This window comes from Nocardioides sp. Z24_21 (assembly GCF_058134345.1).
Map to the genome: position 1 here is coordinate 986,124 of NZ_JBYTTH010000001.1, position 23,877 is coordinate 1,010,000.

Here is a 23,877-nt window from a genome sequence, read left to right on the forward strand (position 1 = left end):
GTCCTCCATGCGTGACGAGGTGGACGACCTGGTCGAGGCCTGGGGCCGCGAGCGCGGCGACCTGGACCTCGCGCCCGTCGAGGTCTTCTCGCGCATCAGCCGGCTGGCCCGCCACCTCGACCTGGCCCGCCGCGACGCCTTCACCGCCCACGGCATCGAGTCGTGGGAGTTCGACGTGCTGGCCGCGCTGCGCCGCGCCGGCCAGCCCTACGAGCTCTCCCCCGGCAGGCTGCTGCGCGAGACGCTCGTGACCAGCGGCACGATGACCAACCGGGTCGACCGGCTCGCCGGCCGCGGCCTGGTGGAGCGGCTCCCCGACCCCCACGACCGGCGCGGCGTGCTCGTGCGGCTGACCGCCGACGGCAAGGCCGCCGTCGACGGGGCGTTCGAGGCGCTGCTGGCGGCCGAGGCCGACCTGATGTCGGACCTGTCCGACCGCGACCGCACCGAGCTCGCCGCTCTGCTGCGCTCGCTGCTCGCGCCCTTCAGCTGACCTGGTGGGGAAGTCTGACACCTGGAGGGGGTTGCAACCGCCTCCACGTGTCGGAGTCCCCGCTCGAGCGGGGACTTCGACAGGAGGGCCCGGACCCGGCTACTCCACGACCTCGGAGGCCTCGAGCCACTCCAGCTCCAGCTCCTCCTTCTCGGCGGCGAGCTCGCCGAGCTGGGCGCCGACGCGGGCGAGGAGGTCGTAGTCGGACAGGTTGGCCTCCATCTCGGCGTGGAGCTCGGCCTCGCGCTCGGCGATGCGCTCGAGCTGCTTCTCGACCCGGGCCAGCACCTTGCGGGCGGCGCGGTCCTCGGCCGAGCCGGGCCGGGCCCTGGCAGCGACGTCGGGCGAGGGCGTACCGGCGGGTGCTGACGAGGACCCAGCAGAGGACGCAGCGGAGGACGCAGCGGTGGACGGCCCGGCCGACGGGGCCGCCGGGAGGGCCGCGCGGCGCTCGAGGTACTCCTCGACCCCCCGGGGCAGCATCGAGACCTGGCCGTCGCCGAGCAGGGCCCAGATCGAGTCGGTGACCCGCTCGAGGAAGTAGCGGTCGTGGGAGACGACGACGAGCGTGCCGGGCCACGAGTCGAGGAAGTCCTCGAGGACGTTGAGGGTGTCGATGTCGAGGTCGTTGGTCGGCTCGTCGAGGAGCAGCACGTTGGGCTCGCTGAGCAGCAGCTTGAGCAGCTGGAAGCGTCGCCGCTCGCCACCCGACAGGTCGCCCAGGCGGGCGGTCAGCCGGTCGCCGGTGAAGCCGAAGCGCTCGAGCAGCGAGGTGGCGGTGACCTCCTGGCCGTCGAGGGTCTTGCTGACGCGGCGGATCGACTCCACCGTCGGCAGCACCCGCGCGTCGGGGTCGATCTCGTCGAGCGCCTGGGTGAGGTGCTGCATCTGCACCGTGCGGCCGTGCTTGACCCGGCCCACGTCGGGGGCGAGGGTGCCGGAGATCAGCGAGAGCAGCGAGGTCTTGCCCGCGCCGTTGACGCCCACGATGCCCACCCGGTCGCCGGGACCGATGCGCCACGTGGCGTGCTCGAGCAGGCGCCGGTCGCCGCGGGACAGGTCGACGTCCTCGATGTCGATGACGTCCTTGCCCAGCCGCTGGCTGGCGAAGCGCTGCAGCTCGATGCGGTCGCGCGGCGGGGGCACGTCGTCGATGAGCGCGTTGGCGGCCTCGATGCGGAACTTGGGCTTCGACGTACGCGCGGGTGCGCCGCGGCGCAGCCAGGCGAGCTCCTTGCGGGCGAGGTTGAGCCGCCGCGTCTCGGTGGCTGCCGCCTGCCGCTGGCGCTCCGCCTTGGCCAGCACGTAGGCCGCGTAGCCGCCCTCGTAGGCGTCGACCGCGCCGTCGTGGACCTCCCACGTGGTCTGGCAGACGGCGTCGAGGAACCACCGGTCGTGGGTCACGACGATCAGCGCGGACGGGAGCTGGACGAGGTGCGCGGCGAGCCAGGCGACGGCCTCGACGTCGAGGTGGTTGGTCGGCTCGTCGAGCACGATCAGGTCGTGGCGCGAGAGCAGCAGGGCGGCCAGGGCGCACCGACGGCGCTCGCCGCCGGACAGGCCGACCACGGCGCGGTCGAGGGTGACGCCCGCCAGCAGCTCCTCGACGACCTCGCGGGTGGTGGCGTCGGCGGCCCACTCGTGGTCCTGCCGGCCACCGAGCACCGCCTCGCGGACGGTGTGGGTGTCGACGAGCTCGTCGCCCTGGTGGAGGTAGCCGATCTCGATGCCACGGGTGCGCGAGACGCGTCCGGAGTCGGGCTCCTCGAGGCCCGTCATCACCTCGAGCAGGGTCGTCTTGCCGTCACCGTTGCGGCCGACGACGCCGACGCGCTCGCCCACCGAGATACCGAGGGAGACGTCGTCGAGCAGGGGCCGTACGCCGTAGGACTTCGAGACGCGCTCGAGGTTGATCAGGTTCGCCATGTCCGGGCGATCCTCTCAGGTGCACCCCGCTCGGCACGGATCGGCGCACGCCCCCCTCCCGGGCGCTGCGTGAGGGAGACGCCCGACGGCGTCAGGAGTCCGACTGGCCGCCGGCCGCGGAGGACCCCTCGCCCAGGGTCGGCGTGGCCGAGCCGTTGGTGCCGGAGTACTTCTGTATCAGCGACTCGACGTCGAGGCCGGTGGTGGCCTTGAGCATCTCCATGGTCTGCACGAGGTTGTTGGTCACCTGCTTGGGCAGCTCGCCGGCGCCGTCGGCCGAGATGACCGTCAGCTTGTCGATGTTGCCCATCGGGCGAGCCAGCTCGGCGGCCACCTTGGGCATCACCTCGATGAGCATCTGGAGCACGGCGGCCTCGTTGTAGCCGGCGAAGGCGGCGGCCTTCTTGTCCATGGCCTCGGCCTCGGCCTGGCCGGCGGCGAGGATGGTGGCGGCCTGGGCCTCACCCTCGGCACGGAGCGCGTCGGCCTCGGCGACGCGACGGGCCTTCTCGGCCTCACCGCGCTTGGCACCCTCGATGGCCTCGGCCTCGGCGAGCGCCGAGCGACGCGACTTCTCGCCCTCACCGGTCAGGCGGGCCTTCTCGGCCTCGGCCTCGGCGTTGGCGATCGACGACGCCTTGCGGGCCTCGGCCTCGAGGATGGCGGAGGCGCGGCGACCCTGCGCCTCGGTCTCGACGCGGTAGCGCTCGGCGTCGGCGGGCTTGCGGACCTCGGTGTCGAGCTGGCGCTCCTTGAGCGCCGCCTGGTGGACCGCGACCTTCTCCTGCTCGAGCAGCACGGCCTGGTCGCGGTCGGCCTGGGCGAGCGGCCCGGCGGCCGCTGCCTGGGCGTTGGCGGCGTCGGTCTCGGCCTTGATCTCGGCGTTCTTGAGCGCGAGGGCGCGCTGGGTGACCGCGATCTCCTGCTCGGCGGCGATGCGCGCCTGCTCGGCCGCCTGGCGGGCGTTGGCCTCGGCGATGGAGGCGAGCTGGTTGAGCTTGGCGGCCTCGGGACGACCGAGGTCGGCGAGGTAGGAGCCGTCGTCGGTGATGTCCTGGATCTGGAAGGTGTCGAGCACCAGGCCCTGGCCGGTGAGCGAGGACTCGGACTCCTCGGCGACGCGCTGGGCGAAGGCGGCGCGGTCGCGGATGATCTGCTCGACCGACATGGAGCCGACGATCGAGCGCAGCGCGCCGGCGAGGACCTCCTGGGTGAAGGTCTCGATCTCGCCCTGCTGGCTGAGGAAGCGCTGGCCCGCGGCGCGGATCGAGTCCTCGTTGCCACCGACCTTGACCAGCGCGACTCCGTCGAGGTTGAGCTTGATGCCCTGTCCGGACACCGCGCCGCGGATCTGCACCGAGATCCGGCGCGAGGACAGGTCGAGCGTCGCGAGGCGCTGCACGAAGGGGATGACGAACACGCCCCCGCCCATGACGACCTTCTGGCCGGACAGGTCGGTCGAGATCTCACCCGTCTCCGGGTTGCGCACCTCCCCCTTGCCCTTGCGTCCGGTGACGATGAACGACTCGTTGGGCCCGGCCACCTTGTAGCGCGTGGTGACCAGCAGCGCCAGCAGCACGAGGAGGACGACGAGGCCGATCACTGCGGTGATCACCGGGGACAGTCCGAACATGGGCAGGGCTCCTAGGAGGGCGTGAGGTGGGGTGGTGCGAGACGAGAGGGGCTGGCTTCAGGGAAGGAAGAGCGGCTCGACCTGGACGGCCGTGGGCGAGATGACCTGGGTGACGCTGACCTGCGTGCCGGCCGGCAGGGCGACGCTCGAGCGGGCGTTGAGGCGGGTGAGGTGGCCGCCGACCGTCAGCGAGACGACACCGAAGCCCCCCTCGGGGATCGCGCTGACCACTTGGCCGATCCGCTCGAGCATGTCGGAGGTGCGCACCGAGTCGCCCTCGCCGTCGCCGTGGAGGAACCGTGACGCCCGGGCGGCGAGCCAGCCGAGCAGGACGCCGAGCACGAGGCCGACGACGACCGCGAGCGAGGTCGACCCGGTGGTCTCGAGGGCGATCGCGCCGCCGAAGCCGAGGGCGCCGAGGAAGCCGGCGAGGGCCTCGGTCGAGAAGAGTCCCGCGCTGAGGCCCTCGAGGGCGCCGTCGAGGACGTCGCCGAGGACGAGCGTCACGAGCAGCAGCAGCACGCCGACGCCGCCCACGACAAGGAACACGGTCACGATGCCTCCCCCAGGCGATCAGTGCGACGTCGTCGACGTTGCGCACACCATAGCGACATACTTCCCCGCCCACAGCGGTTCGCGCCATCGGGTCAAGACCCCATCCCTGACCTACCGCAGGCCCGTCCCGACCTGGTGCGTGTCGACGACGTGCGCGCCCGCGACGGGTCCGACGGCGCTCAGCACCACGTCGTACGACGCCGACAGCGCGGCGAGCACCTCCGCCGAGCCCTCCTGCGAGTCGCAGAGGAAGACGCACGTGGGGCCCGAGCCGCTGACCATGCCGCGCAGGGCGCCGCCGGCCTCGCCGCGGTCGATCAGGTCGCCCAGCTCGGGGCGCAGGTCGACGGCCGCCTCCTGCAGGTCGTTGTGCAGCGCGCGCGCCAGCCGGACGGGCTCGCCGCTGGCCAGGGCGGCCAGGAGCTCGGTCGGCTCGGCGGGCTGCGCCGGCGCGTCGGGGTGGAGCCGGTCGAAGTGGCGGTAGACCTCCGGCGTGGAGAGGCCGACCGCGGCCGGGACGACGACCCACCACCAGGTGCCCTGGTCGACGATCGGCTCGACGACCTCGCCGCGGCCACGGCCGCGCGCCGTTCCTCCCACGAGTGAGAACGGGACGTCGCTGCCGAGACGGGCGGCCTGCGCCAGCAGCACGTCGTCGGGCTGGCGCAGGTCGTGCAGCCGGTCGTGCGCGAGCAGGGCCGCCGCCGCGTCGGCGGAGCCGCCGGCCATGCCGCCCGCGACCGGGATCTGCTTGGCGATCTCCACGAGGTGGGCGCCCCCGCACCGCGCCTCGTCGAGCGCCCGCAGCGCGATGTTGGTGGCGTCGGTCGGCACCCCGGCCACGTCGACGTACGACGAGCCGGAGACGGACAGCGAGTCCTCGGCGACGGTGGAGCTGACCGTGGAGTTGGGGGTGGAGCTGACCGTGGAGTTGGGGGTGGAGCTGACCGTGGAGTTGGGGGTGGAGCTGGCGGTGGAGTTGGGGGTGGAGCTGGCGGTGGAGACCGTGACGTCGTCGTAGAGCGAGATCGCCTGGTAGACGGTGTCGAGCGGGTGGAAGCCGTCCTCGCGGGGCGCGCCGACGCCGAGGTGGAGGTTGATCTTCGCGGCCGCCCGGACGGTGGTGCTCACTCCGCCGCCCGGTCCCGGGTGGCCGCCAGCCCTTCGGCGATCCGGGCGAAGTCGCCCACGTCGAGCACCTCGCCGCGCGCGGTGGGGTCGACGCCGGCCGCCTCGAGCGCGGCGGTCGCCGCCTCGGCCGAGCCCGCCAGCCCGCGCAGCGCGGCGCGCACCTGCTTGCGCCGCTGGGCGAAGGCGGCGTCGACGACGGCGAAGACCTCCTCGCGGGTGGCCGTCGTGCGCGGCGGGTCCTGCCGGGTCCAGGCGACGAGCCCGGAGTCGACGTTGGGGGCGGGCCAGAAGACGTTGCGGCCGATCGTGCCCGCACGGCGCACGTCGGCGAACCAGGCGGCCTTGACGCTCGGCACGCCGTAGGTCTTCGACCCCGGTGGCGCGGCGAGGCGGTCGGCGACCTCGGCCTGCACCATCACCAGGCCGCGCTCCAGCGAGGGCAGCAGGGTGAGGAGGTGGAGCAGGACGGGCACCGAGACGTTGTAGGGCAGGTTGGCCACCAGCGCGGTCGGCGGCGGCCCGGGCACCGACTCCACGCGCATCGCGTCGGCCAGCACGACCTCGAAGCGGTCGGCCTGGTCGGGGGCGTACGCCGCGATGGTGGCGGGCAGCCGCCCCGCGAGGAGCGGGTCGACCTCGATGGCGATCACCCGGCGGGCGACCGCGAGCAGGGCCAGCGTGAGCGAGCCCAGGCCCGGGCCGACCTCGACGACGACGTCGTCGGCGGTGATGGCGGACTCGCGCACGATCCGGCGCACGGTGTTGGCGTCGATGACGAAGTTCTGGCCGCGCTGCTTGGTGGGGCGCAGGTCGAGCTCCGCGGCCAGCTGACGCACCTCGGCCGGCCCGAGGAGCCTCGGGCCGGCCGGGTTCGTGGTCATGATCGCGAAGCCTAGTGGGGGGTCCCCGATCAGCGCGGCAGGCCCAGCTTGGCCGAGCAGGACGGCCACGAGCCGTAGCCGCCGGTGGCGTCGCGCAGGCGCGTCGCGACCGCGATCTGGGTCTCGCGGGAGGCCTGGTGCGGGTAGCCGGTGCCGCCGTAGGCGCGCCAGGTGCCGAGGTTGAACTGGAGGCCGCCGTAGTAGCCGTTGCCGGTGTTGATGGCCCAGTTGCCGCCCGACTCGCACTGCGCGAGCGAGTCCCACACGGTGCTGCCGCCGGCGAAGTTGGCGGCCAGCTCCTCGGGCTCCTCCTTGGTGCCGACCCGGACGACCCGCGGCTGGGCCTTCACCTTCACGTCGGCCTTGACGACCGTGCGGGCCCGGAGCTCGCCGTTGACGAAGCGCAGGCGGTAGGTGACGTTGCGGACGCCGTCGCGACCGGCGCGCACGACCTCCTGCTTGCCCTCCAGCATCGAGGAGTCCTCGCGCTCGACGACCGGGGCCTCGACCACCTCGCGGGCGACCTTCCTGGTCACCACCCGGATGTCGGTGACGACGATCTTGTCGCCGTCGGCGATCTCGGTGGTCAGCGAGGGACGCACCTTGTCGTGCCGGTCGACGTCGAAGCCGGCGTCGTCGAGCACGTCGGCGACCGTCATCGCGGCCAGCTTGCGCTTCTTCAGCTGCTTGCCGCCCAGCTTGAGGTGCACCACCTTGGGGGTGACGACCTCGAGGGCGAGGCCGTCGCGACCGATCGCCGAGCTGCGGCTGGCCGACAGGTCGGCGCCGGCGAATCGGCGCCCGATCTCACCGAGGGCACTGGCCACGTCGGTCGAGTTGACCCAGTAGGTGTGCGCCGTGCCGTCGACCGAGAGCTCGAGCGGTCGCCCGAACTGCACGGCGATGGCCGAGCCGTCGCTGACCGGCTCGTCGAGCGCTGGAGCGACCAGGTCCTTGTCGGTGAGCTCGACACCCTCGGCCTCGAGGACGTCGCCGACGGTGCCGCCGATGGCGCTGACCTGCCGAGGGTCCCCGTCGAGGGTGAGGGTCACGTCCTTGGTGAGGGCGGCGTAGCCGACCGTCGTTCCTCCGACGGCTGCCACGACGAGCGCCCCGAGGGTCGCCAGGACGGTCTTGGACCTGCTGAGCTGCGCGAGACGAGAGCGCACGATTCTCCGAACGTCGTTCTGTCCGGGCCTCGGGGGCAGCACCCCCCGGTCGAGCGTGCGCGGCATCCACGGGAAGAGCCGTGGGAGTCGTGCGACGTGCGAGCGGGGGTCTCGCAGGACCGGCCCGAACCGGTCCTCCTGCTGCCGGACATCGCTCCCGATCCCGGCCAACAATCACAAGACGATAACGATGACGGGCGACGACGCAAACTCCTGAGGGCGGATTTCTGGGGAGACCCTCCCCACGTCCACCCGCGGGGAGGGCACGCCCGCCCGTCGACGGACCGGCTACCAGGGTCCCCCGAAGGCCACCTCGGTGGTGGCGTCGATCGCCCGGCAGAGGTGCTCCAGGTCGGCCTGCAGCACCTCGGCCATCGCCCGCACGGTGTGCGGCACCAGGTAGGACGCGTTGGGTCGTCCGCGCCACGGCGTCGGGGTCAGGTAGGGCGCGTCCGTCTCCACCAGCACCCGGTCGACGGGCGTGATCGCCAGCGCCTCGCGCAGGGGGGCGGCGTTCTTGAACGTCACCGTGCCGGCGAAGCTGAGGTGGGCCCCGCGGTCGAGGCACCGGCGCGCGAACGAGGCGTCGCCGGAGAAGCAGTGCATCACCCAGCGCTCGGGGGCACCCTCCTCGTCGAGGACGCGGAGCACGTCGTCGTGGGCGTCGCGGTCGTGGATGACCAGCGTCTTGTCGAGCCGCTTGGCGAGGTCGATGTGGCGGCGGAAGCTCTCCTCCTGGGCGGTGCGGCCCTCCTCGCCCGTGCGGAACGTGTCGAGCCCGGTCTCACCGATGGCGCGCACCTTCGCGTGCGACTGCGCGAGCCGCTCGATCTCGTCCAGCGCCTCCTCCAGCCGCCCGGCCTCGGCGAGCCGGGGCGCCTCGTTGGGGTGCAGCGCCACGCCGGCGACCAGGGCGTCGTGCTCGGCCGCCGCGGCCACCGCCCAGCGGGCGCCCGGCAGGTCACAGCCGATCTGCACGATCCGCGGCACGCCGACGGCCGCCGCCGCCGCGATCGCGTCGGCGGTGTCGAGCCAGTCGCCGTCGGCGATGTCGAGGTGGCAGTGGTTGTCGACGACGGGGTGCGGCAGCGGCTCCGGCGCAGGCGGGCGCTCACGGTCGCGCCGGGCTCCCGACCTCTCCTCGGTGGCGGCGCGGCTGCGGGTCGGCCCCGGCTCCGATGCCTGGTCACCGGTGGACAACGTCGTACACCTCCCGCTTGGGCAACCCGGCCCGACGGGCGACCTCGGCGATCGCCTCCTTGCGGGTCGAGCCGGAGGCCTCCAGGCCCGCCACGGCCGAGCGGATCGAGCCCGGGTCGGTGTCGACGGCGGGGGCGCCGCTGGAGCCCTCCACCACGATCGTCACCTCGCCGCGGACGCCGTCGGCGGCCCAGGCGGCCAGCTCGGCCAGCGGCCCCCGGCGCACCTCCTCGTGCGTCTTGGTGAGCTCGCGGCACACCGCGGCCGGGCGGTCGTCGCCCAGCGCGTCGGCCATCGCCGCCAACGCGGCCTCGGTGCGGTGCGGCGCCTCGAAGAAGACCATGGTCCGCTCCTCGGCGGCCAGGGCGGCCAGGCGACGCCCGCGCTCCCCGGCCTTGCGGGGCAGGAAGCCCTCGAAGCAGAACCGGTCGACCGGGAGGCCGCTGACGGCGAGCGCGGTGAGCACCGCGCTCGGCCCCGGCACCGCCGTGACGCGCACGTCGTGCTCGACCGCGGCCGCGACCAGCCGGTAGCCGGGGTCGGAGACGCTGGGCATCCCGGCGTCGGTCACCAGCACGACCCGCTCGCCGGCGAGCAGCGCCTCCAGCAGCACGGGCGTGCGCGCCTGCTCGTTGCCCTCGAAGTAGGACACCACCCGCCCGCGCAGCGTGATGCCCAGGTCGGCGCAGAGCCGCTTGAGCCGCCGGGTGTCCTCGGCGGCGACCACGTCGGCGCCGGACAGCTCCTCCGCCAGCCGCGGTGGCGCGTCGCCGGCCTGCCCGATCGGGGTGCCCGCGAGGACCAGGACGCCAGTCAAGCGGGGTCCCCGCGGCGTTGTTCGGAGGAGCGGAGCGGAGGAGAAGAACGTCGGGGGGTGCTCATGGGTTCACCGTAGATGTTCGCCGCGGGGGTCCGGCTCCCGGCTCCGCCGCGGTCGGCGACGACGCGGTCGCGCCCGGCCGTGCGTACGCCCGTGGCCTCGCGCGGGTCTGGCTAGAGTGCCTCGCGTGACTCCGACAGCGGCCGAGCGCAATCGCCCGCGCTGGCGATCGGAGGACCCGGTGCTCGGGTGGGCGGGCGCGCTCTGCCTGGCCGCCCTCGCCTTCTTCCTGCGGCGCTGGCACCTCGGCACGCCCCACGCGTTCGCCTTCGACGAGACCTACTACGCCAAGGACGCGTGGTCGCTGCTCAACCACGGCTACGTGCGCGACTACGTCGAGGACGCCGACAAGACGATCCTCAACGGCAGCCTCACCGGTTTGTTCGAGGACGGACCGTCGATGATCGTGCACCCCGAGGTCGGCAAGTGGCTGATCGCCGCGGGGATCAAGGTCTTCGGGATGGACCCCACCGGGTGGCGCACGGCGTCGGCGGTGGTGGGCGCGCTCATGGTGCTGCTGATGTGCCGGTTCGTCCGTCGCGTCACCGGCTCCACTGTGCTGGGTCTCGTCGGCGGGCTGCTGCTCTCGATCGACGGCCTGCAGCTCGTGCTGTCGCGGCTGGCGCTGCTCGACATCTTCCTCGCGTTCTTCACCCTCTGCGGCGTGCACTGCGTGGTCGCGGACCGCCAGTGGCTGCGCGACCGGCTGGCGTCCGGCGGCGGCCGTCGCGGTCTCTTCTGGTGGCGCCCGTGGCTGGTCGCCGGAGGCGTCGCGTTCGGGCTCGCCTGCGGCACCAAGTGGTCGGCCGTCTACGGCCTGGCCGTCTTCGGTCTGCTCGCGTGGCTGTGGAGCGCCGGCGCCCGCCGCGCGTTCGGCCAGCGCCGACCGCTGCTGCGCTCGGTCGTCCTCGACGGCATCCCGGCGTTCGTCGCCCTCGTCGGCGTCGCGCTGGCGACGTACGTCGCGTCGTGGACGGGCTGGCTGATCCATGCCGACGCCTACGAGGAGGCCTTCAGCAACACGCAGTACACGTCCTACGGCGGCGGCGAGCCGTGGCCCACCGCGAGCGAGCCCGACGCGGAGGGGCTGGGCGAGGTGGCCCAGTCGCTGCGCTCGCTGTGGTCCTACCACCAGGACGTCTACACGTTCCACAGCCACTTCCTCGACGACTCCTCCCACGTCTACGCCTCCAAGCCGTCGACCTGGCTGGTGATCGGCCGTCCGGTCGGCGTCGACGCCCAGACCGACATCCAGCCGGGGTCGCAGGGGTGCGAGGCACCGTCCGGCTCGAGCTGCATCCGGCAGGTCCTGCTGATCGGCAACCCGGTGATCTGGTGGGGCGGCTGCCTGGCCATGGTCGCCTCGCTGCTGCTGTGGATCGGCGCCCGCGACTGGCGACACGGGGTGGCCGTCGCCGGCCTCGCCAGCACCTGGCTGCCGTGGTTCGCCTACGACGACCGGCCCATCTTCTTCTTCTACGCGATCACCGCCCTGCCCTTCCTGGTGCTCTCGATCGTGCTCGCGATGGGCCACCTCATCGGCACCTCCGACGTCCCGACCCCGCGCCGCACGTTCGGCGTGGTGGTGGCCGGCAGCTACACGGTGCTCGCCCTGATCGCGTTCGCGTGGTTCTGGCCGATCTGGACCGACGCGCTGCTGACGAAGTCGGAGTGGAACGCCCGCATCTGGTTCCTGCGCTGGATCTGACGCCCGCCCGCTCGCCCCGAACCCGGCACGAATTGTCGCGGTTGTCTCAAGATGGTCCGCACTTCCGCGCGTGCCCATTCTCTTTGCGCTCGCGTCCGATGACGATGGGCCGACCCGGGCTGCTGCCGGGTGTCGACGCGAGGAGGGGGCGTTGCGATGGACTCGACGATGATTCATGTCTGCCTGCAGACCGAGGGAGCGCCCAGGGGCGACGACCACGAGCTCGGCGAGCGCTGGGTGTGCGGGTGCGGCGACAACTTCGTCTACCGCGAGGGCTTCAACCGCGCCGGCTACGTCTGTGTCGAGTGGTGGCCCGCCCCCGCGATCCCGCGGCCGCGTCGCTCGATGCGTCGCGGACTGCTCTTCGGCCAGCGCAAGGGCTGACGCCGCAGGTCGTCACCAGGTCGTCACCAGGTCGGTCACCAGGCGCCCGGGAACCTCGTCGACCCGACGATCGCGAACAGCGAGACCACCAGCGAGACGACGACGGCGATCAGCGCCGCCTCCCCGACCCACCGCCGACCGGGCACCGCCAGCAGCACCAGGCCGGCGACCCCGACGACGGCGGGCAGCACCCAGAACGACAGGACGGCCGACAACAGCCCGGCCAGCACCGCGAGCCCCACGCCGGCGACGGCCGCCCAGAGCAGCGGCACCGGGCGCGCCCCACGCGGCAGGCCGACCTCGGTGACGGGTCCGGACGCCGGCAGCTGGTCGGGGGCCAGCACCCGCAGCAGGAGCGTGATCGTCGCCGGGTCGGCCACCACGACCACGTCGCGGAAGCGGTCGGCGACCGCGTGGCGGCGTACGACCTCGTCGAGCCGGTGCCCGCGGTCCACGCCGGGGAAGCGCACCGGCGCGAGCAGCACCTCGGGATGGGCGGGGCGTCCGAGCGCCTGGACCACGCGCTTGCCCTCGACCGTCGGGGCGGTGACGACGGTCGCGGAGGAGCCGAGCCCGGACCGCACGCGCGCGAGCTCGTCGGCGCCGGCCTGCGTGCTGACCACGAGGATCCGCTGGTAGTCGGTCACGCTCAGACGGTAGTCCGCCCCACGGGGTCCCACGACCGGCGCCGCGGCGGCAGACTGTCGGACGAGTCCCCTGATCCCTCTGGAGCAGACCATGCCCGTCACCCGAGGCTTCCACCGCCGTCGTCCCGAGCCGCAGCACGGCCGCCTGCCACCGGGGCAGTACGACACCGGGTCGTCGTGGCCGGTGCTGAGCGCCGAGGCCACCCCGCAGCAGCCGGCCGAGACGTGGACGCTGAGCGTCGACGGGCTGGTGGCGTCGCCGCACACGTGGAGCTGGTCGGAGCTGCACGCCTTCCCCGGGTCGACGTTCTTCGGCGACATCCACTGCGTCACCACCTGGTCGAAGTTCGACACCACCTTCAGCGGCGTCAGCGTGGACGACCTCCTCGACGTCGCGGCGCCCGAGGGCTCGGCCGGCTACGTGATGGCGCACTCGATCACCGGCTACACCACCAACCTGCCGCTCGCCGACGTCACCGGCGGCAAGGCGTGGGTGGTGTGGAGCTTCGACGGCGAGCCGCTCCCCCGCCAGCACGGCGGGCCGCTGCGGCTGCTCGTGCCGCACCTCTACTTCTGGAAGTCCGCCAAGTGGCTCTCCCGGCTCGAGCTGATGGCCGAGGACCGGCCGGGCTTCTGGGAGCAGAACGGCTACCACGACCGCGGCGACCCGTGGCTCGAGCAGCGCTACCAGGGCGACTGACGTGGCCCCGGCGCCCCTGGCGGCCTGGACCGACGGCCGCATCATCGCCAAGGACATGCCGACCCCGACCACGGTGCGGCTGCGGATGCACGTCGAGGGCCGGCCCCGCCACCTGCCCGGGCAGCACTACCTGGTGCGGCTGCGTGCCCCCGACGGCTACACGGCCCAGCGGTCGTACTCCCTGGCCTCCGACACCGACGACCCGCTCCTCGAGCTGCTCATCGAGCGGCAGCCGGACGGCGAGGTCTCGGAGTTCCTCGCCGACGTCGCCGAGGTGGGCGACGTGCTCGAGCTGCGCGGGCCGATCGGCCGCTGGTTCGTCTGGGACACCGAGACCCCCGTCCTGTGCCTCGTCGGCGGCACCGGGGTCGTGCCCGCCGTGGCGATGGCGCGCACGGCACGACGGCTGGGCCGCACCGACCTGCTGCGCATCGCCGCGGTGGGCCGCAGCCGCGAGGAGCTCCCCTATGCCGCCGAGCTCGAGCGTCACGGCGCCACGATGGCCTGGACCCGCGCCGACGTGGACGGCCGGCCCGCCGGACCGTTCACGGTCGAGGAGCTCACCCCGCTGCTGGACGGCGTCGAGCTCGGCTTCGTGTGCGGGTCGGCCCGGTTCGCGGCGTACGCCGAGGAGCTGCTCGTCGCGTGCGGCCTCGCCCCCGCATCGATCCGGGTGGAGCGCTTCGGGCCCACGGGCGACTCGGCCTGAGCCGGGGGCGCGGGGGCCGGCCTCGGCGTCCGCGCCCCGACTCAAGCGGTCACATGCCCGCTCAACCACCCGGATCCGGGTGTCCTAGCGGGGACGAGGGTGTCTTGGCTGGCCCGCCCTGAAGGCTCGGGGCAGGCCCAGCGTGGGAGGCGCCGATCGTGTCGCCACCCGAACGACCGACGTGTGCGAGCAGTACGGCTAGGCGTCGTAGGGCTGGCGCAACCCCTGGAGCGGCCCCACGGCAGGGTCGGACATGTACGCGCTGGTCGCCAGCACGGCCTCTGCGGCGTCGGCGGCCGACGAGCCCGACGCGTAGATCTCCCGGGCGATCAGGCCGGCGACCACCGGTGCGGAGAACGACGTGCCGGACCACCGCGCCATGCCGGTGTTGAAGACCCGGACGTCGCCCTTGCTGGGCGTCTCCTCGCAGGTGAAGGTGCCGTCGGGGAACGCGTTGACGATGTTGCGTCCCAGGGCGTAGACGTCGGCGGAGACGCCGTAGTTGGAGTAGCTCGAGACGCGGCCGTCATGGTCGAGCGACCCGACGCCGATCGCCCACGGGGCAGCGGCCGGCCAGAACGGGGCGGGCGACGCGTCGTTGCCCGCGGCCGCGACGAGCACGCAGTCGCGCTCCTTGAGCAGGGTCTCGTAGAAGACCTCGAAGGCGAGGGAGGGGAGGTCGTCGTGGGTGCGGCAGCCCGCGGAGAGGTTGATGACCTTCGGGTCACGGGCGAGGGCCTCCTCGAGCTGGTCGACGATCCGCGACTCGAGGATGCCCCCGCCGCCGGCGCCGCCGATGCAGAACCCCTCGACGTAGATGTCGGTGTGGGGGGCGAGGCAGCGGATGATGCCCGCGATGAACGTGCCGTGCCCGGCGTACTCGCGAAGGTCGGGCCCGTTGAGCTCGTCGTCGCCCTCGACGCCCGCCAGCCACGGGGTGCGCGGGTCCGTCGCGGCCGGCGGGTGCCAGCCGGAGTCGACCACCGAGACCCGCACCGGCTTGCGCTTGCGCCTGCGGGGCTCGCACTGCCCCGGCCACGGCTCCTTCAGGCCCGTCTCCTCCGGCTCGATCGCCGGGCAGAGGGTGCCGCCGCCCGGCGCGACGTGGATCCAGTGGTCGAGGGTCACGTCGCCCGGCGGGAAGTCGCCGATGCGCCGCAGCTCGGTCACGACGTCGGGAAGCGACAGCCCGGCGCGGCGGGGTGGGAGCCGGTAGCGGACCAGCCGGCCCTGGACCGACTCCTCGGCCCGCGTGAGCTCACCGTCGAGCAGCTCGTCCTTGGTGGCCGCGACGGCCCGCTCGAACGCCTCCACGGCGCTCGTGCGCACCAGCAGGTGATCGGGGTCGAAGAGGAAGGTGAAGTCAGCGGGAGCCTCGGTGTTCCACGCCACGGCATCGCCGTTGGCCTCGTGGAAGTTCAGCACTTGGTCGGTCAGCTTGCGACGGGCGTCGTCCTTGATCTCGTGGTCGTGAGCCATGCTCGGACACTAGACCCACTCGGGGGCGGCGAGGACGGTTTGCCGCGGTCGGGTTTCACCGCGCGGAACGGCCTGCGCGCACCGGCGCGTCCACGTGGCGCCGAGCGTGCCTGGGGAGCGGCGTACGTCAGTAGGATCCCGGTGGGGCGCGCATCGGGGGTGCACCCGCGAGAGGGGGCCTGTTGACCGACCGGTCCGTGCGCGCCAAGCAGTCGCAGGACGAGGCGGCCGAGCTCCTGCGCGGGATGTTCGTCGACCTCGCCGGCGCACGGGCGCGCGCCCACGACCTGGTGCGCAGCAGCAGCGACCCGATCACCCTGTCCTACGCCCGTCAGGTCCTCGGCATCGCGCACCGTGAGCAGGGCGACCTGCCGCGGGCGCTGCGCGAGCTGCGCACCGCGATGCGCCTTGCCGAGGAGGCGGGCAGCCGCACGCGCCGGGCCGACGTCCAGGCCACGCTCGGCGGCACCCTCGCCACGGCCGGACGGACCCGGGAGGGCCTCGAGCACCTCGACGCGGCCATCGCGGTCCTTCGCGGCACGGAGCGCGCGACTGCGCTGACGCGGCGCGGGTGGGTCTACATCACGGCGCAGGGCCGCTTCGACGAGGGCGCCGCCGACATGACCAGGGCCGTCGAGCGGTTCGCGGCCGAGGGCGACCAGGTGTGGCACGCACGGGCGCTCAACCTGCTGGGCTACGCGTGCCTGTTCCGCGGCGCCCTCGAGGCCGCCGACCGGCACTTCGCCCTGGCCGGACGCATCAGCACCGAGCTCGGCGACGACTTCACCCACGCCGTCACCGTGCAGAACCACAGCTACGTCGCCTACCTCGCCGGCGACCTGCCCCGCGCGTTCGCCCTGCTGGGCGAGGCCGCCGAGGCGTTCGCCAAGACGGGCGCGACGACAGCCGACCTCGTCATCGACCGCAGCACCGCCTACCTCACCGCCGGGCTGCTGCCGGAGGCGCGCGAGAGCGTCGCGTCGGCGCTCGAGGAGGGATCGTGGCCTGCCAAGGAGCAGGCCGACCTGCTCAGCGTCCAGGCCCGCGTCGCGCTCGCCGCCGGCGACCACGACCGTGCGGAGTCGACGGCGTCTCGCGCCGCGCGGATCCTCACCCACCAGGGACGCGAGTGGTTCGCCGCACGCGTGCAGCTGGTGGCCCTCACCGCCCGGCACGCTCGCAGCCGACGCACGTCGCCGGCGCTGCGGCGAGACGCCCTCGCGTTGGTCGAGCGGTCACGGCGCCTGCGCATCCCCGAGCACGTCCAGGTGCTGCTCCTGGCGGCCACCATCGTCGGGGACGCCGAGCCCGGCCTCGCCGACGAGCTGCTGCGCGAGGCCGAGCGTGCGAAGCGGCACGACGCGGCCCTGACCCGGGCGCTCGGATGGCTCGCCACGGCCCGCCGGCAGATGGCTGCCGGGCGCACCGCGGCCACCCTGCGCGCCTGCGAGCGGGGGCTCTCGGCCATCGCGGAGCACCAGATCCTGCTGGGGAGCGACGAGCTGCGCGCCCTCGCCTCCGCGCGCGGGCAGGAGCTGGCCACGCTCGGCCTCCGCTCGGCACTGGCCGCGGGCCGTCCGCGCCAGGTGCTGCACTGGACCGAGCGCTGGCGGGGCACCGTCGTGGACGCGCCGAGCGTCGTGCACCGCGACGACGACACCGCCCGTGACCTGGCCGCCCTGCGGTCGCAGACCCAGCAGGCCAACTCCGCCCGCGACGCCGGACAGCCCACCGCGCACCTCGAGCGCCGCATCGCCGAGCTGGAGCGCCGCATCCGCGAGAGGCACCTGCTGCGCAGCGGACGGGCGTCGGGTGCCCACGACCCGGCCGGTGCGGACGGTGCGCGCACCGAGGTGTCCGAGCTGCTCGACACCCTGGCCGAGCACGACACGACGCTCGTCGAGCTGTTCACCCTCGACGGCGACCTCCACGCAGTGGTGGCACACCGCGGGCGCGCCCGGCTCGTGCACGTCGGCGACCTCGCCAAGGCGGTGCAGGCCCAGGAGTACGCCCGGTTCCTGCTCACCCGGGCCGGGCGGGGGCAGTCGGTCGCACTGGCCCAGGCCGGCGCCCGCCTCCAGGCCGCGCTGCTCGGCGACCAGGCGGTCCCCGGCTCGGGGCCGGTGCTGGTCTCGGCCACCAACCAGCTCCAGCGCCTCCCCTGGGCGCTGGTCCCGGCGCTGACCGACCGGGCCGTGTCGAGCACGCCGTCGGCGCGGCTGTGGCTGCGGGCGTCGCGCCGACGTCCGGCCAGCGACCGGCGCAGCTTCATCGTCGGCCCGGGGCTGGCCTCCGGGGGCGCCGAGGTCGAGACCCTCCGACGCCACGACCCGGACGCCGCCCACCTGGCCGGCGACACCGCGACGGTCCAGGCCTGCCTGGCCGGCATCGACGGCGCCGCGCTCGTCCACATCGCGGCGCACGGCAGCTTCCGCAAGGACAACCCGCTGTTCTCCTCCATCGAGCTCGCCGACGGTCCGCTGATGGTCCACGACCTCGAACGGCTCGCCCGCCCGCCGCACCGGGTGGTGCTCTCGGCGTGCGAGACGGGCGACATGCAGCCCGTCGGCGCCGACGAGCTGCTCGGCCTCAGCGTGAGCCTGCTGGCGATGGGCAGTGCCGGCGTCGTCTCGAGCCTGGTCAAGGTGCACGACCACGCGACCGCCGAGGTGATGACGCACCTCCACGCCGCGCTGCGAGACGGCGAGAGCGGTGCCGCGGCGATGCTCCTGACTCGCCAGGCCGTCGCGGACGACCAGCTCCTCCTCGCGACCGCGGTGAGCTTCACCGCCCTGGGGACCTGACCCCGCCGCAGACGCAGGACCGCCCGCCACCTGTGCGGGCAGGTGACGGGCGGTGCTGTGCGTACGTGGTGGAGCTGAGGGGATTCGAACCCCTGACCTTCTCATTGCGAACGAGACGCGCTACCAACTGCGCCACAGCCCCAAACGCCTCACGGCGCGTCGCAAAGATACACGAGCGCGTCGGCGCCCACCCAATCCCCCCGGCGGGACGTCATGCGGGCGCCCGGTCGGGACCGGGGATTCCCCTGACGTCCGGGTGGGATGGGGGTGGGACGGGGCCGGGAGGGGTCAGGGAGGGGTCAGGCGCCGCTGGCGCGGCGGGTCTCGGCGGCGTCGCGGGCCGACTTCTCGGACTGCTCGGCGGAGCGGGCCAGGGCGGAGTCGCCGTCGTGGTGGCCGCTGGACCACACGCCGGTGGAGTCGAGGTCGATCGTGGAGACGGTGCGCCGCTGCACCGCCGGCTTGCCGACGTAGGTCGGCAGCGTGGTGGGCACCATGTCCCAGCCGCCGACGACCGGCACCTCACCGGTGAGCACGGCCGGGGCGTCCGCTGCGGCGGGGGTGTCCCCCGCCTCGCCAGGCTCGACGGTCTCGACGGTCACGTCGGGCGTGCGCGGCGAGGGCGGCGTCACCGCGATCTCACCCGTGGCGTCGAGCTCCTCCTCGACGACCGGCGGCACGCCGACCTCGAGGGCGGAGCGGGCGGCGCGCTGGCGCCGCTCGGCGCGCACCGAGACCCGGCAGGCGACCAGCCAGGCGACGAGGACGCCGGCCGGGACCGCGACCCACGGCCAGGCGACGACGCGGGCTGCGGCCAGCCCGATGACGACGAGGTTGGCGAGCAGCACGACGGCGAGCACGGTGCGGCGGCGCTTGGCGGCGCGGCGTGCGGACGCCCGCTCGGCGGCCGGTGACGGTCGGCGCGAGGGCGTACGACCGGGGACGGCCGCGGCCGCGGAGGAAGAGGAGGGGGACGAAGTGGCGGTGACCTCGCGCGTCACCTCGGTGGTGATCGAGGTCGACACGACCGCGGACGCCGCGTCGGCGTCGGGGAAGGCCTGGGTGCGGGCCTTGGTCTCGACCGGCGGCCGCAGCCCGGTGCGGATCGGCGAGACGACCAGCCGGGCGTTGCGGCGGTCGACGGGCTCACGGCGGGCCAGGACGCGCATGGTGTGGGAGAACTTCTCGACCGAGCGGCTGCGCACCACCTCGTCGTGGTGCTTGAGGGCCTTGGGGATCAGGTAGACGGCCCACGCCACGGCAAGGGCGACGAAGATGAGAGCGCTCAGGTCCACAGTCGAAGCGTATGAGCGTGGAGCGCGACCGGGACGGATGTCAAGTGGTGTGTCGCAGAACTACTGGTGTGACTGGTGTGTTCCGAGCCGCGCGAGCACACCCTCCGGCGCCTCCTCGGCGGTGATCGCGAAGATCCGGTGGTCGCGCCAGTCCCCGTCGATGTGGAGGAACCGCGGGGCGTAGCCCACCTGGTGCAGCCCCAGCTTCTCCACCACGCGCAGCGAGTTGGTGTTCTCGGGCCGGATGCAGATCTCGAGCCGGTGCAGGCGCACCGGACCGAGGCAGTGGTCGATCACCATGCCGACCGCACGCGGCGCCACTCCCCGGCCCGCGACGTCGGCGGAGACCCAGTAGCCGATGGAGCCCCACTGCGCCGAGCCGCGAGCGACGTTGCTGACCGTCACCTGACCGGAGAACCGGCCGTCGACCTCGATCACGAACGGCAGGCACAGGCCCTGCCGGGCCTGGTGGAGGAGGGTGCGGGTGACGACCTTGTAGGACGAGGGGCGCGGCGCGGAGCCCGGCGGGACGGTCGCGTCCCACGGGCGCAGCCAGTCGTGGTTGCGGGCGCGCACGGCCTGCCAGTCGTCGGCGTCGCTCCGGCGCAGCGAGCGCACGACGATCCCCTCCGACTCCAGGCGGGCGGGCCAGCCCGGGGCGCTCAGTGGTCGCTCCCCACGACCTGCTCGACGGCGTGGCGCACGACGGGCTCCAGCACGCCGAGCCCGTCCTTCACGCCGCCGCGCGAGCCCGGGAGGTTGATGACGAGGCACTGCCCGGCGATGCCGGCGAGGCCGCGGGACAGCATCGCGGCCGGTACGCCCTGGGCCACGCCCGCGGCGCGGATCGCCTCGGCGATCCCGGGCACCTCGCGGTCGAGCAGCGGCGCCGTGGCCTCGGGGGTGCGGTCGGTGGGGGTGAGTCCGGTGCCGCCGGTCGTGAGGACCAGGCGGGCCCCGGCCGCGACGGCTGCGGCGATGGCGTCGCGGACCGGGTCGCCGTCGGGCACGACCGCCGGCTCGCCGCAGTCGAAGCCCTGCTCGCGCAGCCACGCGACGATCACCGGGCCGGTCTCGTCGGCGTAGGCGCCCGCCGCGGCGCGGTTGGACGCGACGACGACCGCGGCCGGGAGGCTCACCGCTGCCACCGCGTCACCGGGTCCACGAGCCCGACCGGCCACCGGTCTTGGTCTCGACGCGGATGTCGGTGATCGTCGCGGCCTTGTCGACGGCCTTGACCATGTCGACGACGGTGAGCGCGGCCACCGACACGGCGGTGAGGGCCTCCATCTCGACGCCGGTGCGGTCGGTCGTGCGGACGGTCGCGGCGATCTCGACCGCGTCGTCGGCCACCTCGAGGTCGACGGTGACGCCGGAGATCGCGAGCGGGTGGCACAGCGGGACGAGCGCGGGGGTCTGCTTGGCCCCCATGATCCCGGCGATCCGGGCGACCGCGAGCGCGTCGCCCTTGGGCACGCCCTCACCGCGCAGCAGCTCGACCACGGCCGGGCTGACCAGCACGCGGCCGCTCGCCGACGCCGTACGCGTCGTGACGGGCTTGTCGCCGACGTCGACCATGCGGGCGGCGCCGTGCTCGTCGACGTGGGTCAGCCGGGGGTCGTCCATCAGAACTCCTCGTCGAGGCGGCGGATGGCGACCATCTCGCCGGCCGGGATCGCGGTCGTGGCGGCCGGCACCTCGATGAGGCAGTTGGCAGCCGCGAGGTCGCCGATCAGGTGCGAGCCGTGGCCGCCGACGGGTGAGACGAAGGCACCACCGCGGTCGGTCTCGTAGAGCCCGCGCACCAGCTGCACCTTGCCGTCCGGGGAGGACAGCCCGTGGGTCAGGCGGGCGCGGCCGGCGGGGCGGACGTAGGGCAGCTTGCCCATCATCCGGCGGATCGCCGGCAGCACGAACATCTCGAAGGAGACGTAGGAGGAGACCGGGTTGCCGGGGAGGGTGAAGACCGGGGTGTCGTCCTCGCCGACCGTGCCGAAGCCCTGGGGCTTGCCGGGCTGCATGCCCACGCCTCCGAACCACATCGACCCGTGGTGCGACAGCGACTCCTTGACGACGTCGAAGTCGCCCTCGCTCACGCCACCGCTGGTGACGACGAGGTCGGCGCGGACGAGCTGGTCGCTGAGCGCCTCGGTGAAGGCGTGCGCCTCGTCGGGGACGATCCCGACCCGGTAGGCGATGGCGCCGGCGGCGCGCGCCGCCGCGGCGAGCAGGTAGGAGTTGCCGTCGTAGATCGAGTCGCGACCGAGCGGGGTGCCGGGGTCGCGCAGCTCGGAGCCGGTGGAGATCACGACCACCCGCGGACGCGGGCGCGTACGCACCGTGGAACGACCGACGGCGGCGAGCATCCCGAGGTGGCGCGGCCCCAGGACGGTGCCCTCCTCCAGCAGCATGTCGCCCTCGGCGATGTCGTCGCCGGTCGGCCGGATGTGCTGGCCCGGAGCCGCCGCGCGGGTGATGCGCACGGACGCGACGCCGCGGTCGGTCCACTCGTAGGGCACCACCGCCGTGGCGCCGGCCGGCACCGGTGCGCCGGTCATGATCTTCACCGCCGAGCCGGGCGAGATCGCCAGGATCGAGGACCGCCCGGCGCCGATCTCGCCGACGACGGGGAGCGTGACGGGAGCGTCCTGGCTCGCGCCGGCGACGTCCTCGGCGACCACGGCGTAGCCGTCCATCGAGGAGTTGTCGAAGCTCGGCAGCGAGATCGGGGCGACCACGTCCTCGGCCAGCGCCAGGCCGAGCGCCTCCATCAGCGGCTGCGGGAACGCGGGAAGTGGGGAGACCGTGGCCAGGATGCGCTCGACGTAGTCGGCGACGGGCAGCAGGTCAGCCATCGCTGCCCTGGTCGTCGGGCCGGGTGCCATCCGGCTGCTCGCCGAGCACCGCGCCGGCCTCGACCCGCTGGGCGGCCGGGGCCGCGAGCGACACGTCGCCGACGACACGGACGCCGGGGCCGAAGGTCCAGTCGCCCTCGACCGTGAACGACCCCGCCTCGCGCAGCGACGGCGCGCCCTCGGGGAAGCGCTTGTCGAAGTCGCGCACGAGCTTGTAGAAGTCTCCGTCGAGGGAGACGAAGGGCACCTGCTCACCCGCCTGGTCGAGCACGTAGTCGCGGCGCAGGTCGTAGACGTCGGAGCGCAGGACCAGCAGGTCGTCGGTCGTCTTGACCGGCACGAAGCGGTCGCGACCCACCTCGATGGTGCGGGCCCCCTCGAACACCTCGATCGCGGCGCCCATCGCGGTCTCGATCTGGATGACCTCCGGCGTGGAGGGGTCGGCCGGGTCGAGGTGCTTGACGTTCTTGATCAGGGGCAGGCCCAGGATGCCGCCACGCGCGTCGAGCGCCTCCACCATCGCCTGCAGGTCGAACCACAGGTTGTTGGTGGAGCAGTACTGGTGCCGGCTCAGGTCGGCGAGCGCCTCCCTGTCGGCGTCGAGCGTCTGGGCCGACTCGCGCAGCACGATGCGGCCGTCGGCCTTGCGGCGCGCGAAGTGGCCGCCCTTGCGGTCCGACGGCGTACGCCGCACCGCCTCGATCGCGAACGGCGCTCCGCTCTGCGCGAACCAGCCCGCCACCCGGGCGTCGGGCACGGCTCCGAGGTTGTCGGAGTTGGAGACGAAGACGTGGCGGTAGCCGGCGTCGAGCAGCCGGGCCAGCAGCCCGGTGCCGCGCAGCGCGGTGTAGATGTCGCCGTGGCCGGGCGGGCACCACTCGAGGTCGGGATCCTTGGGGTAGGCCGCGGGCATCAGGTCGGCGGCCAGCAGCTTGGGCTCCTTGTTCTGCAGGAACTCCAGCGGCAGGCCGTCGACCGGCAGGTCCTCGTAGCGCGCCAGCGCCGCCATCGTGTCGGCGGAGGTGCGGAAGGAGTTCATGAACATCAGCGGCAGCGTGGCGTCGTGCTCCTTGCGGAGGTGCAGCACCTGCCGGGCGATGATGTCGAGGAAGCTCAGGCCGCGGCGCACGCACAGCAGCGACTTGGCGCGGTCCATCCCCATCGAGGTGCCGAGCCCGCCGTTGAGCTTGATGACCGCCGTCCTGCGGATGGCCTCGGCGCCGACCTCCTCGGGGACCTCGACGTCGTCCAGCGACTCCATGTCGAGGGGCTCGATCGAGGCCTCGGGGATCATCCCGGTCTCGCCGTGCTCGAGGAGCCGGTAGTAGTGCGCGAACGTGTCGATCGCGACCTCGTCGACGCCGGCGTCGCGCATCTTCTGGCGCGCGAGCTGGAGGCCCTGCGCACTGCCCTTGCTTGCCATGGATC

At 73.7% G+C, this 23,877-nt stretch carries 22 protein-coding genes and 1 tRNA gene; 6 read left to right on the forward strand and 17 right to left on the reverse strand.

Features of this window, described 5'->3' with window-relative positions:
• Window positions 1–7: 7 nt before the first annotated feature.
• Entirely contained in the window at window positions 8–493 is a 486-nt protein-coding gene (locus AC3X7Z_RS04815) for a MarR family winged helix-turn-helix transcriptional regulator (RefSeq protein ID WP_186339164.1), read from the forward strand.
• A gap of 99 nt (window positions 494–592) precedes the next feature.
• Here AC3X7Z_RS04815 and AC3X7Z_RS04820 read toward each other — a convergent pair whose 3' ends face one another.
• From AC3X7Z_RS04820 to rsmI, 8 genes are all read right to left on the reverse strand, one after another.
• Window positions 593–2,419: an ABC-F family ATP-binding cassette domain-containing protein gene (locus tag AC3X7Z_RS04820; protein ID WP_489975176.1), complete on the reverse strand. Its 1,827-nt coding sequence runs from the start codon at window positions 2,417–2,419 to the stop codon at window positions 593–595.
• Window positions 2,420–2,510: 91 nt separating this feature from the next.
• Window positions 2,511–4,052: a flotillin family protein gene (locus AC3X7Z_RS04825; RefSeq protein WP_186339166.1), complete on the reverse strand. Its 1,542-nt coding sequence runs from the start codon at window positions 4,050–4,052 to the stop codon at window positions 2,511–2,513.
• A 57-nt stretch (window positions 4,053–4,109) separates the two neighbouring features.
• Complete coding sequence (locus AC3X7Z_RS04830) at window positions 4,110–4,607, reverse strand: hypothetical protein (protein WP_489975177.1); 498 nt, start codon at window positions 4,605–4,607, stop codon at window positions 4,110–4,112.
• 111 nt (window positions 4,608–4,718) lie between these two features.
• On the reverse strand, window positions 4,719–5,738 hold the full coding sequence (locus AC3X7Z_RS04835) for a 4-(cytidine 5'-diphospho)-2-C-methyl-D-erythritol kinase (RefSeq protein WP_489975178.1): 1,020 nt from the start codon (window positions 5,736–5,738) through the stop codon (window positions 4,719–4,721).
• Window positions 5,735–6,619 (reverse strand): 16S rRNA (adenine(1518)-N(6)/adenine(1519)-N(6))-dimethyltransferase RsmA, encoded by an 885-nt coding sequence (rsmA, locus tag AC3X7Z_RS04840; protein ID WP_186339169.1) that lies wholly within the window; start codon window positions 6,617–6,619, stop codon window positions 5,735–5,737. Before rsmA ends, AC3X7Z_RS04835 begins: the two co-directional genes overlap by 4 nt.
• A 29-nt stretch (window positions 6,620–6,648) precedes the next feature.
• On the reverse strand, window positions 6,649–7,788 hold the full coding sequence (locus AC3X7Z_RS04845; protein ID WP_277395302.1) for a resuscitation-promoting factor: 1,140 nt from the start codon (window positions 7,786–7,788) through the stop codon (window positions 6,649–6,651).
• Between the two features lie 288 nt (window positions 7,789–8,076).
• A complete protein-coding gene (locus AC3X7Z_RS04850) occupies window positions 8,077–8,988 on the reverse strand; it encodes a TatD family hydrolase (protein ID WP_489975179.1) in 912 nt (303 codons plus the stop codon).
• Window positions 8,975–9,805, reverse strand: a complete 831-nt coding sequence (gene rsmI / locus AC3X7Z_RS04855) for a 16S rRNA (cytidine(1402)-2'-O)-methyltransferase (RefSeq protein ID WP_489975180.1) — start codon at window positions 9,803–9,805, stop codon at window positions 8,975–8,977. The genes AC3X7Z_RS04850 and rsmI overlap by 14 nt, the downstream gene beginning before the upstream one ends.
• A 190-nt stretch (window positions 9,806–9,995) precedes the next feature.
• Between rsmI and AC3X7Z_RS04860 the strand changes: the two genes are divergently transcribed.
• Together AC3X7Z_RS04860 and AC3X7Z_RS04865 are read left to right on the forward strand one after the other, a co-directional pair.
• Window positions 9,996–11,576, forward strand: coding sequence for a dolichyl-phosphate-mannose--protein mannosyltransferase (locus tag AC3X7Z_RS04860; RefSeq protein WP_489975181.1), 1,581 nt, complete (start codon window positions 9,996–9,998; stop codon window positions 11,574–11,576).
• Between the two features lie 156 nt (window positions 11,577–11,732).
• Window positions 11,733–11,960, forward strand: a complete 228-nt coding sequence (locus AC3X7Z_RS04865) for a hypothetical protein (RefSeq protein WP_186339173.1) — start codon at window positions 11,733–11,735, stop codon at window positions 11,958–11,960.
• Window positions 11,961–11,995: 35 nt separating this feature from the next.
• Here the strand turns inward: AC3X7Z_RS04865 and AC3X7Z_RS04870 are convergent, their stop codons facing one another.
• Window positions 11,996–12,607, reverse strand: coding sequence for a hypothetical protein (locus AC3X7Z_RS04870; RefSeq protein ID WP_186339174.1), 612 nt, complete (start codon window positions 12,605–12,607; stop codon window positions 11,996–11,998).
• 91 nt (window positions 12,608–12,698) lie between these two features.
• On the opposite strand from AC3X7Z_RS04870, the gene AC3X7Z_RS04875 reads away from it, so the two are divergent.
• Entirely contained in the window at window positions 12,699–13,307 is a 609-nt protein-coding gene (locus AC3X7Z_RS04875; RefSeq protein WP_186339175.1) for a sulfite oxidase-like oxidoreductase, read from the forward strand.
• Between the two features lies 1 nt (window position 13,308).
• Window positions 13,309–14,016, forward strand: a complete 708-nt coding sequence (locus AC3X7Z_RS04880) for an FAD-binding oxidoreductase (protein ID WP_241005217.1) — start codon at window positions 13,309–13,311, stop codon at window positions 14,014–14,016.
• Window positions 14,017–14,214: 198 nt separating this feature from the next.
• Here the strand turns inward: AC3X7Z_RS04880 and AC3X7Z_RS04885 are convergent, their stop codons facing one another.
• Window positions 14,215–15,495 carry a S8 family peptidase gene (locus AC3X7Z_RS04885; RefSeq protein WP_489975182.1) on the reverse strand — a complete coding sequence of 427 codons (1,281 nt, stop codon included), beginning with the start codon at window positions 15,493–15,495 and terminating at the stop codon, window positions 14,215–14,217.
• A 182-nt stretch (window positions 15,496–15,677) separates the two neighbouring features.
• Here AC3X7Z_RS04885 and AC3X7Z_RS04890 point away from each other — a divergent pair, with 182 nt between their 5' ends.
• The gene (locus tag AC3X7Z_RS04890; RefSeq protein ID WP_489975183.1) at window positions 15,678–18,299 is read left to right on the forward strand and encodes a CHAT domain-containing protein; all 2,622 of its coding nucleotides are present in this window, start codon (window positions 15,678–15,680) and stop codon (window positions 18,297–18,299) included.
• Window positions 18,300–18,365: 66 nt separating this feature from the next.
• Here the strand turns inward: AC3X7Z_RS04890 and AC3X7Z_RS04895 are convergent.
• The 7 genes from AC3X7Z_RS04895 to AC3X7Z_RS04925 all read right to left on the reverse strand — a co-directional run bounded on the left by AC3X7Z_RS04895 (window position 18,366) and on the right by AC3X7Z_RS04925 (window position 23,872).
• Window positions 18,366–18,441: transfer RNA gene (locus AC3X7Z_RS04895), tRNA-Ala, on the reverse strand.
• Between the two features lie 157 nt (window positions 18,442–18,598).
• A complete protein-coding gene (gene sepX / locus AC3X7Z_RS04900) occupies window positions 18,599–19,594 on the reverse strand; it encodes a divisome protein SepX/GlpR (protein ID WP_489975184.1) in 996 nt (331 codons plus the stop codon).
• A gap of 60 nt (window positions 19,595–19,654) precedes the next feature.
• Window positions 19,655–20,212: a GNAT family N-acetyltransferase gene (locus tag AC3X7Z_RS04905; protein WP_489975185.1), complete on the reverse strand. Its 558-nt coding sequence runs from the start codon at window positions 20,210–20,212 to the stop codon at window positions 19,655–19,657.
• 44 nt (window positions 20,213–20,256) lie between these two features.
• Window positions 20,257–20,733 (reverse strand): MogA/MoaB family molybdenum cofactor biosynthesis protein, encoded by a 477-nt coding sequence (locus AC3X7Z_RS04910; RefSeq protein WP_186339179.1) that lies wholly within the window; start codon window positions 20,731–20,733, stop codon window positions 20,257–20,259.
• A gap of 13 nt (window positions 20,734–20,746) precedes the next feature.
• Window positions 20,747–21,220: a cyclic pyranopterin monophosphate synthase MoaC gene (gene moaC, locus AC3X7Z_RS04915; protein WP_186339180.1), complete on the reverse strand. Its 474-nt coding sequence runs from the start codon at window positions 21,218–21,220 to the stop codon at window positions 20,747–20,749.
• Complete coding sequence (glp, locus tag AC3X7Z_RS04920; protein WP_186339181.1) at window positions 21,220–22,449, reverse strand: molybdotransferase-like divisome protein Glp; 1,230 nt, start codon at window positions 22,447–22,449, stop codon at window positions 21,220–21,222. Before glp ends, moaC begins: the two co-directional genes overlap by 1 nt.
• A complete protein-coding gene (locus AC3X7Z_RS04925) occupies window positions 22,442–23,872 on the reverse strand; it encodes a UTP--glucose-1-phosphate uridylyltransferase (protein ID WP_186339182.1) in 1,431 nt (476 codons plus the stop codon). Before AC3X7Z_RS04925 ends, glp begins: the two co-directional genes overlap by 8 nt.
• Window positions 23,873–23,877 lie beyond the last annotated feature (5 nt).

What these genes read in the sequence shown, in the direction of transcription:
- AC3X7Z_RS04815 (WP_186339164.1), top strand. Translation starts at nt 8, where the DNA reads ATGCGTGACGAGGTGGACGACCTGGTCGAGGCCTGGGGCCGCGAGCGC.
- AC3X7Z_RS04820 (WP_489975176.1), bottom strand. Translation starts at nt 2,419, where the DNA reads ATGGCGAACCTGATCAACCTCGAGCGCGTCTCGAAGTCCTACGGCGTA.
- AC3X7Z_RS04825 (WP_186339166.1), bottom strand. Translation starts at nt 4,052, where the DNA reads ATGTTCGGACTGTCCCCGGTGATCACCGCAGTGATCGGCCTCGTCGTC.
- rsmA (WP_186339169.1), bottom strand. Translation starts at nt 6,619, where the DNA reads ATGACCACGAACCCGGCCGGCCCGAGGCTCCTCGGGCCGGCCGAGGTG.
- AC3X7Z_RS04865 (WP_186339173.1), top strand. Translation starts at nt 11,733, where the DNA reads ATGGACTCGACGATGATTCATGTCTGCCTGCAGACCGAGGGAGCGCCC.
- AC3X7Z_RS04875 (WP_186339175.1), top strand. Translation starts at nt 12,699, where the DNA reads ATGCCCGTCACCCGAGGCTTCCACCGCCGTCGTCCCGAGCCGCAGCAC.
- AC3X7Z_RS04885 (WP_489975182.1), bottom strand. Translation starts at nt 15,495, where the DNA reads ATGGCTCACGACCACGAGATCAAGGACGACGCCCGTCGCAAGCTGACC.
- moaC (WP_186339180.1), bottom strand. Translation starts at nt 21,220, where the DNA reads ATGGACGACCCCCGGCTGACCCACGTCGACGAGCACGGCGCCGCCCGC.
- glp (WP_186339181.1), bottom strand. Translation starts at nt 22,449, where the DNA reads ATGGCTGACCTGCTGCCCGTCGCCGACTACGTCGAGCGCATCCTGGCC.
- AC3X7Z_RS04925 (WP_186339182.1), bottom strand. Translation starts at nt 23,872, where the DNA reads ATGGCAAGCAAGGGCAGTGCGCAGGGCCTCCAGCTCGCGCGCCAGAAG.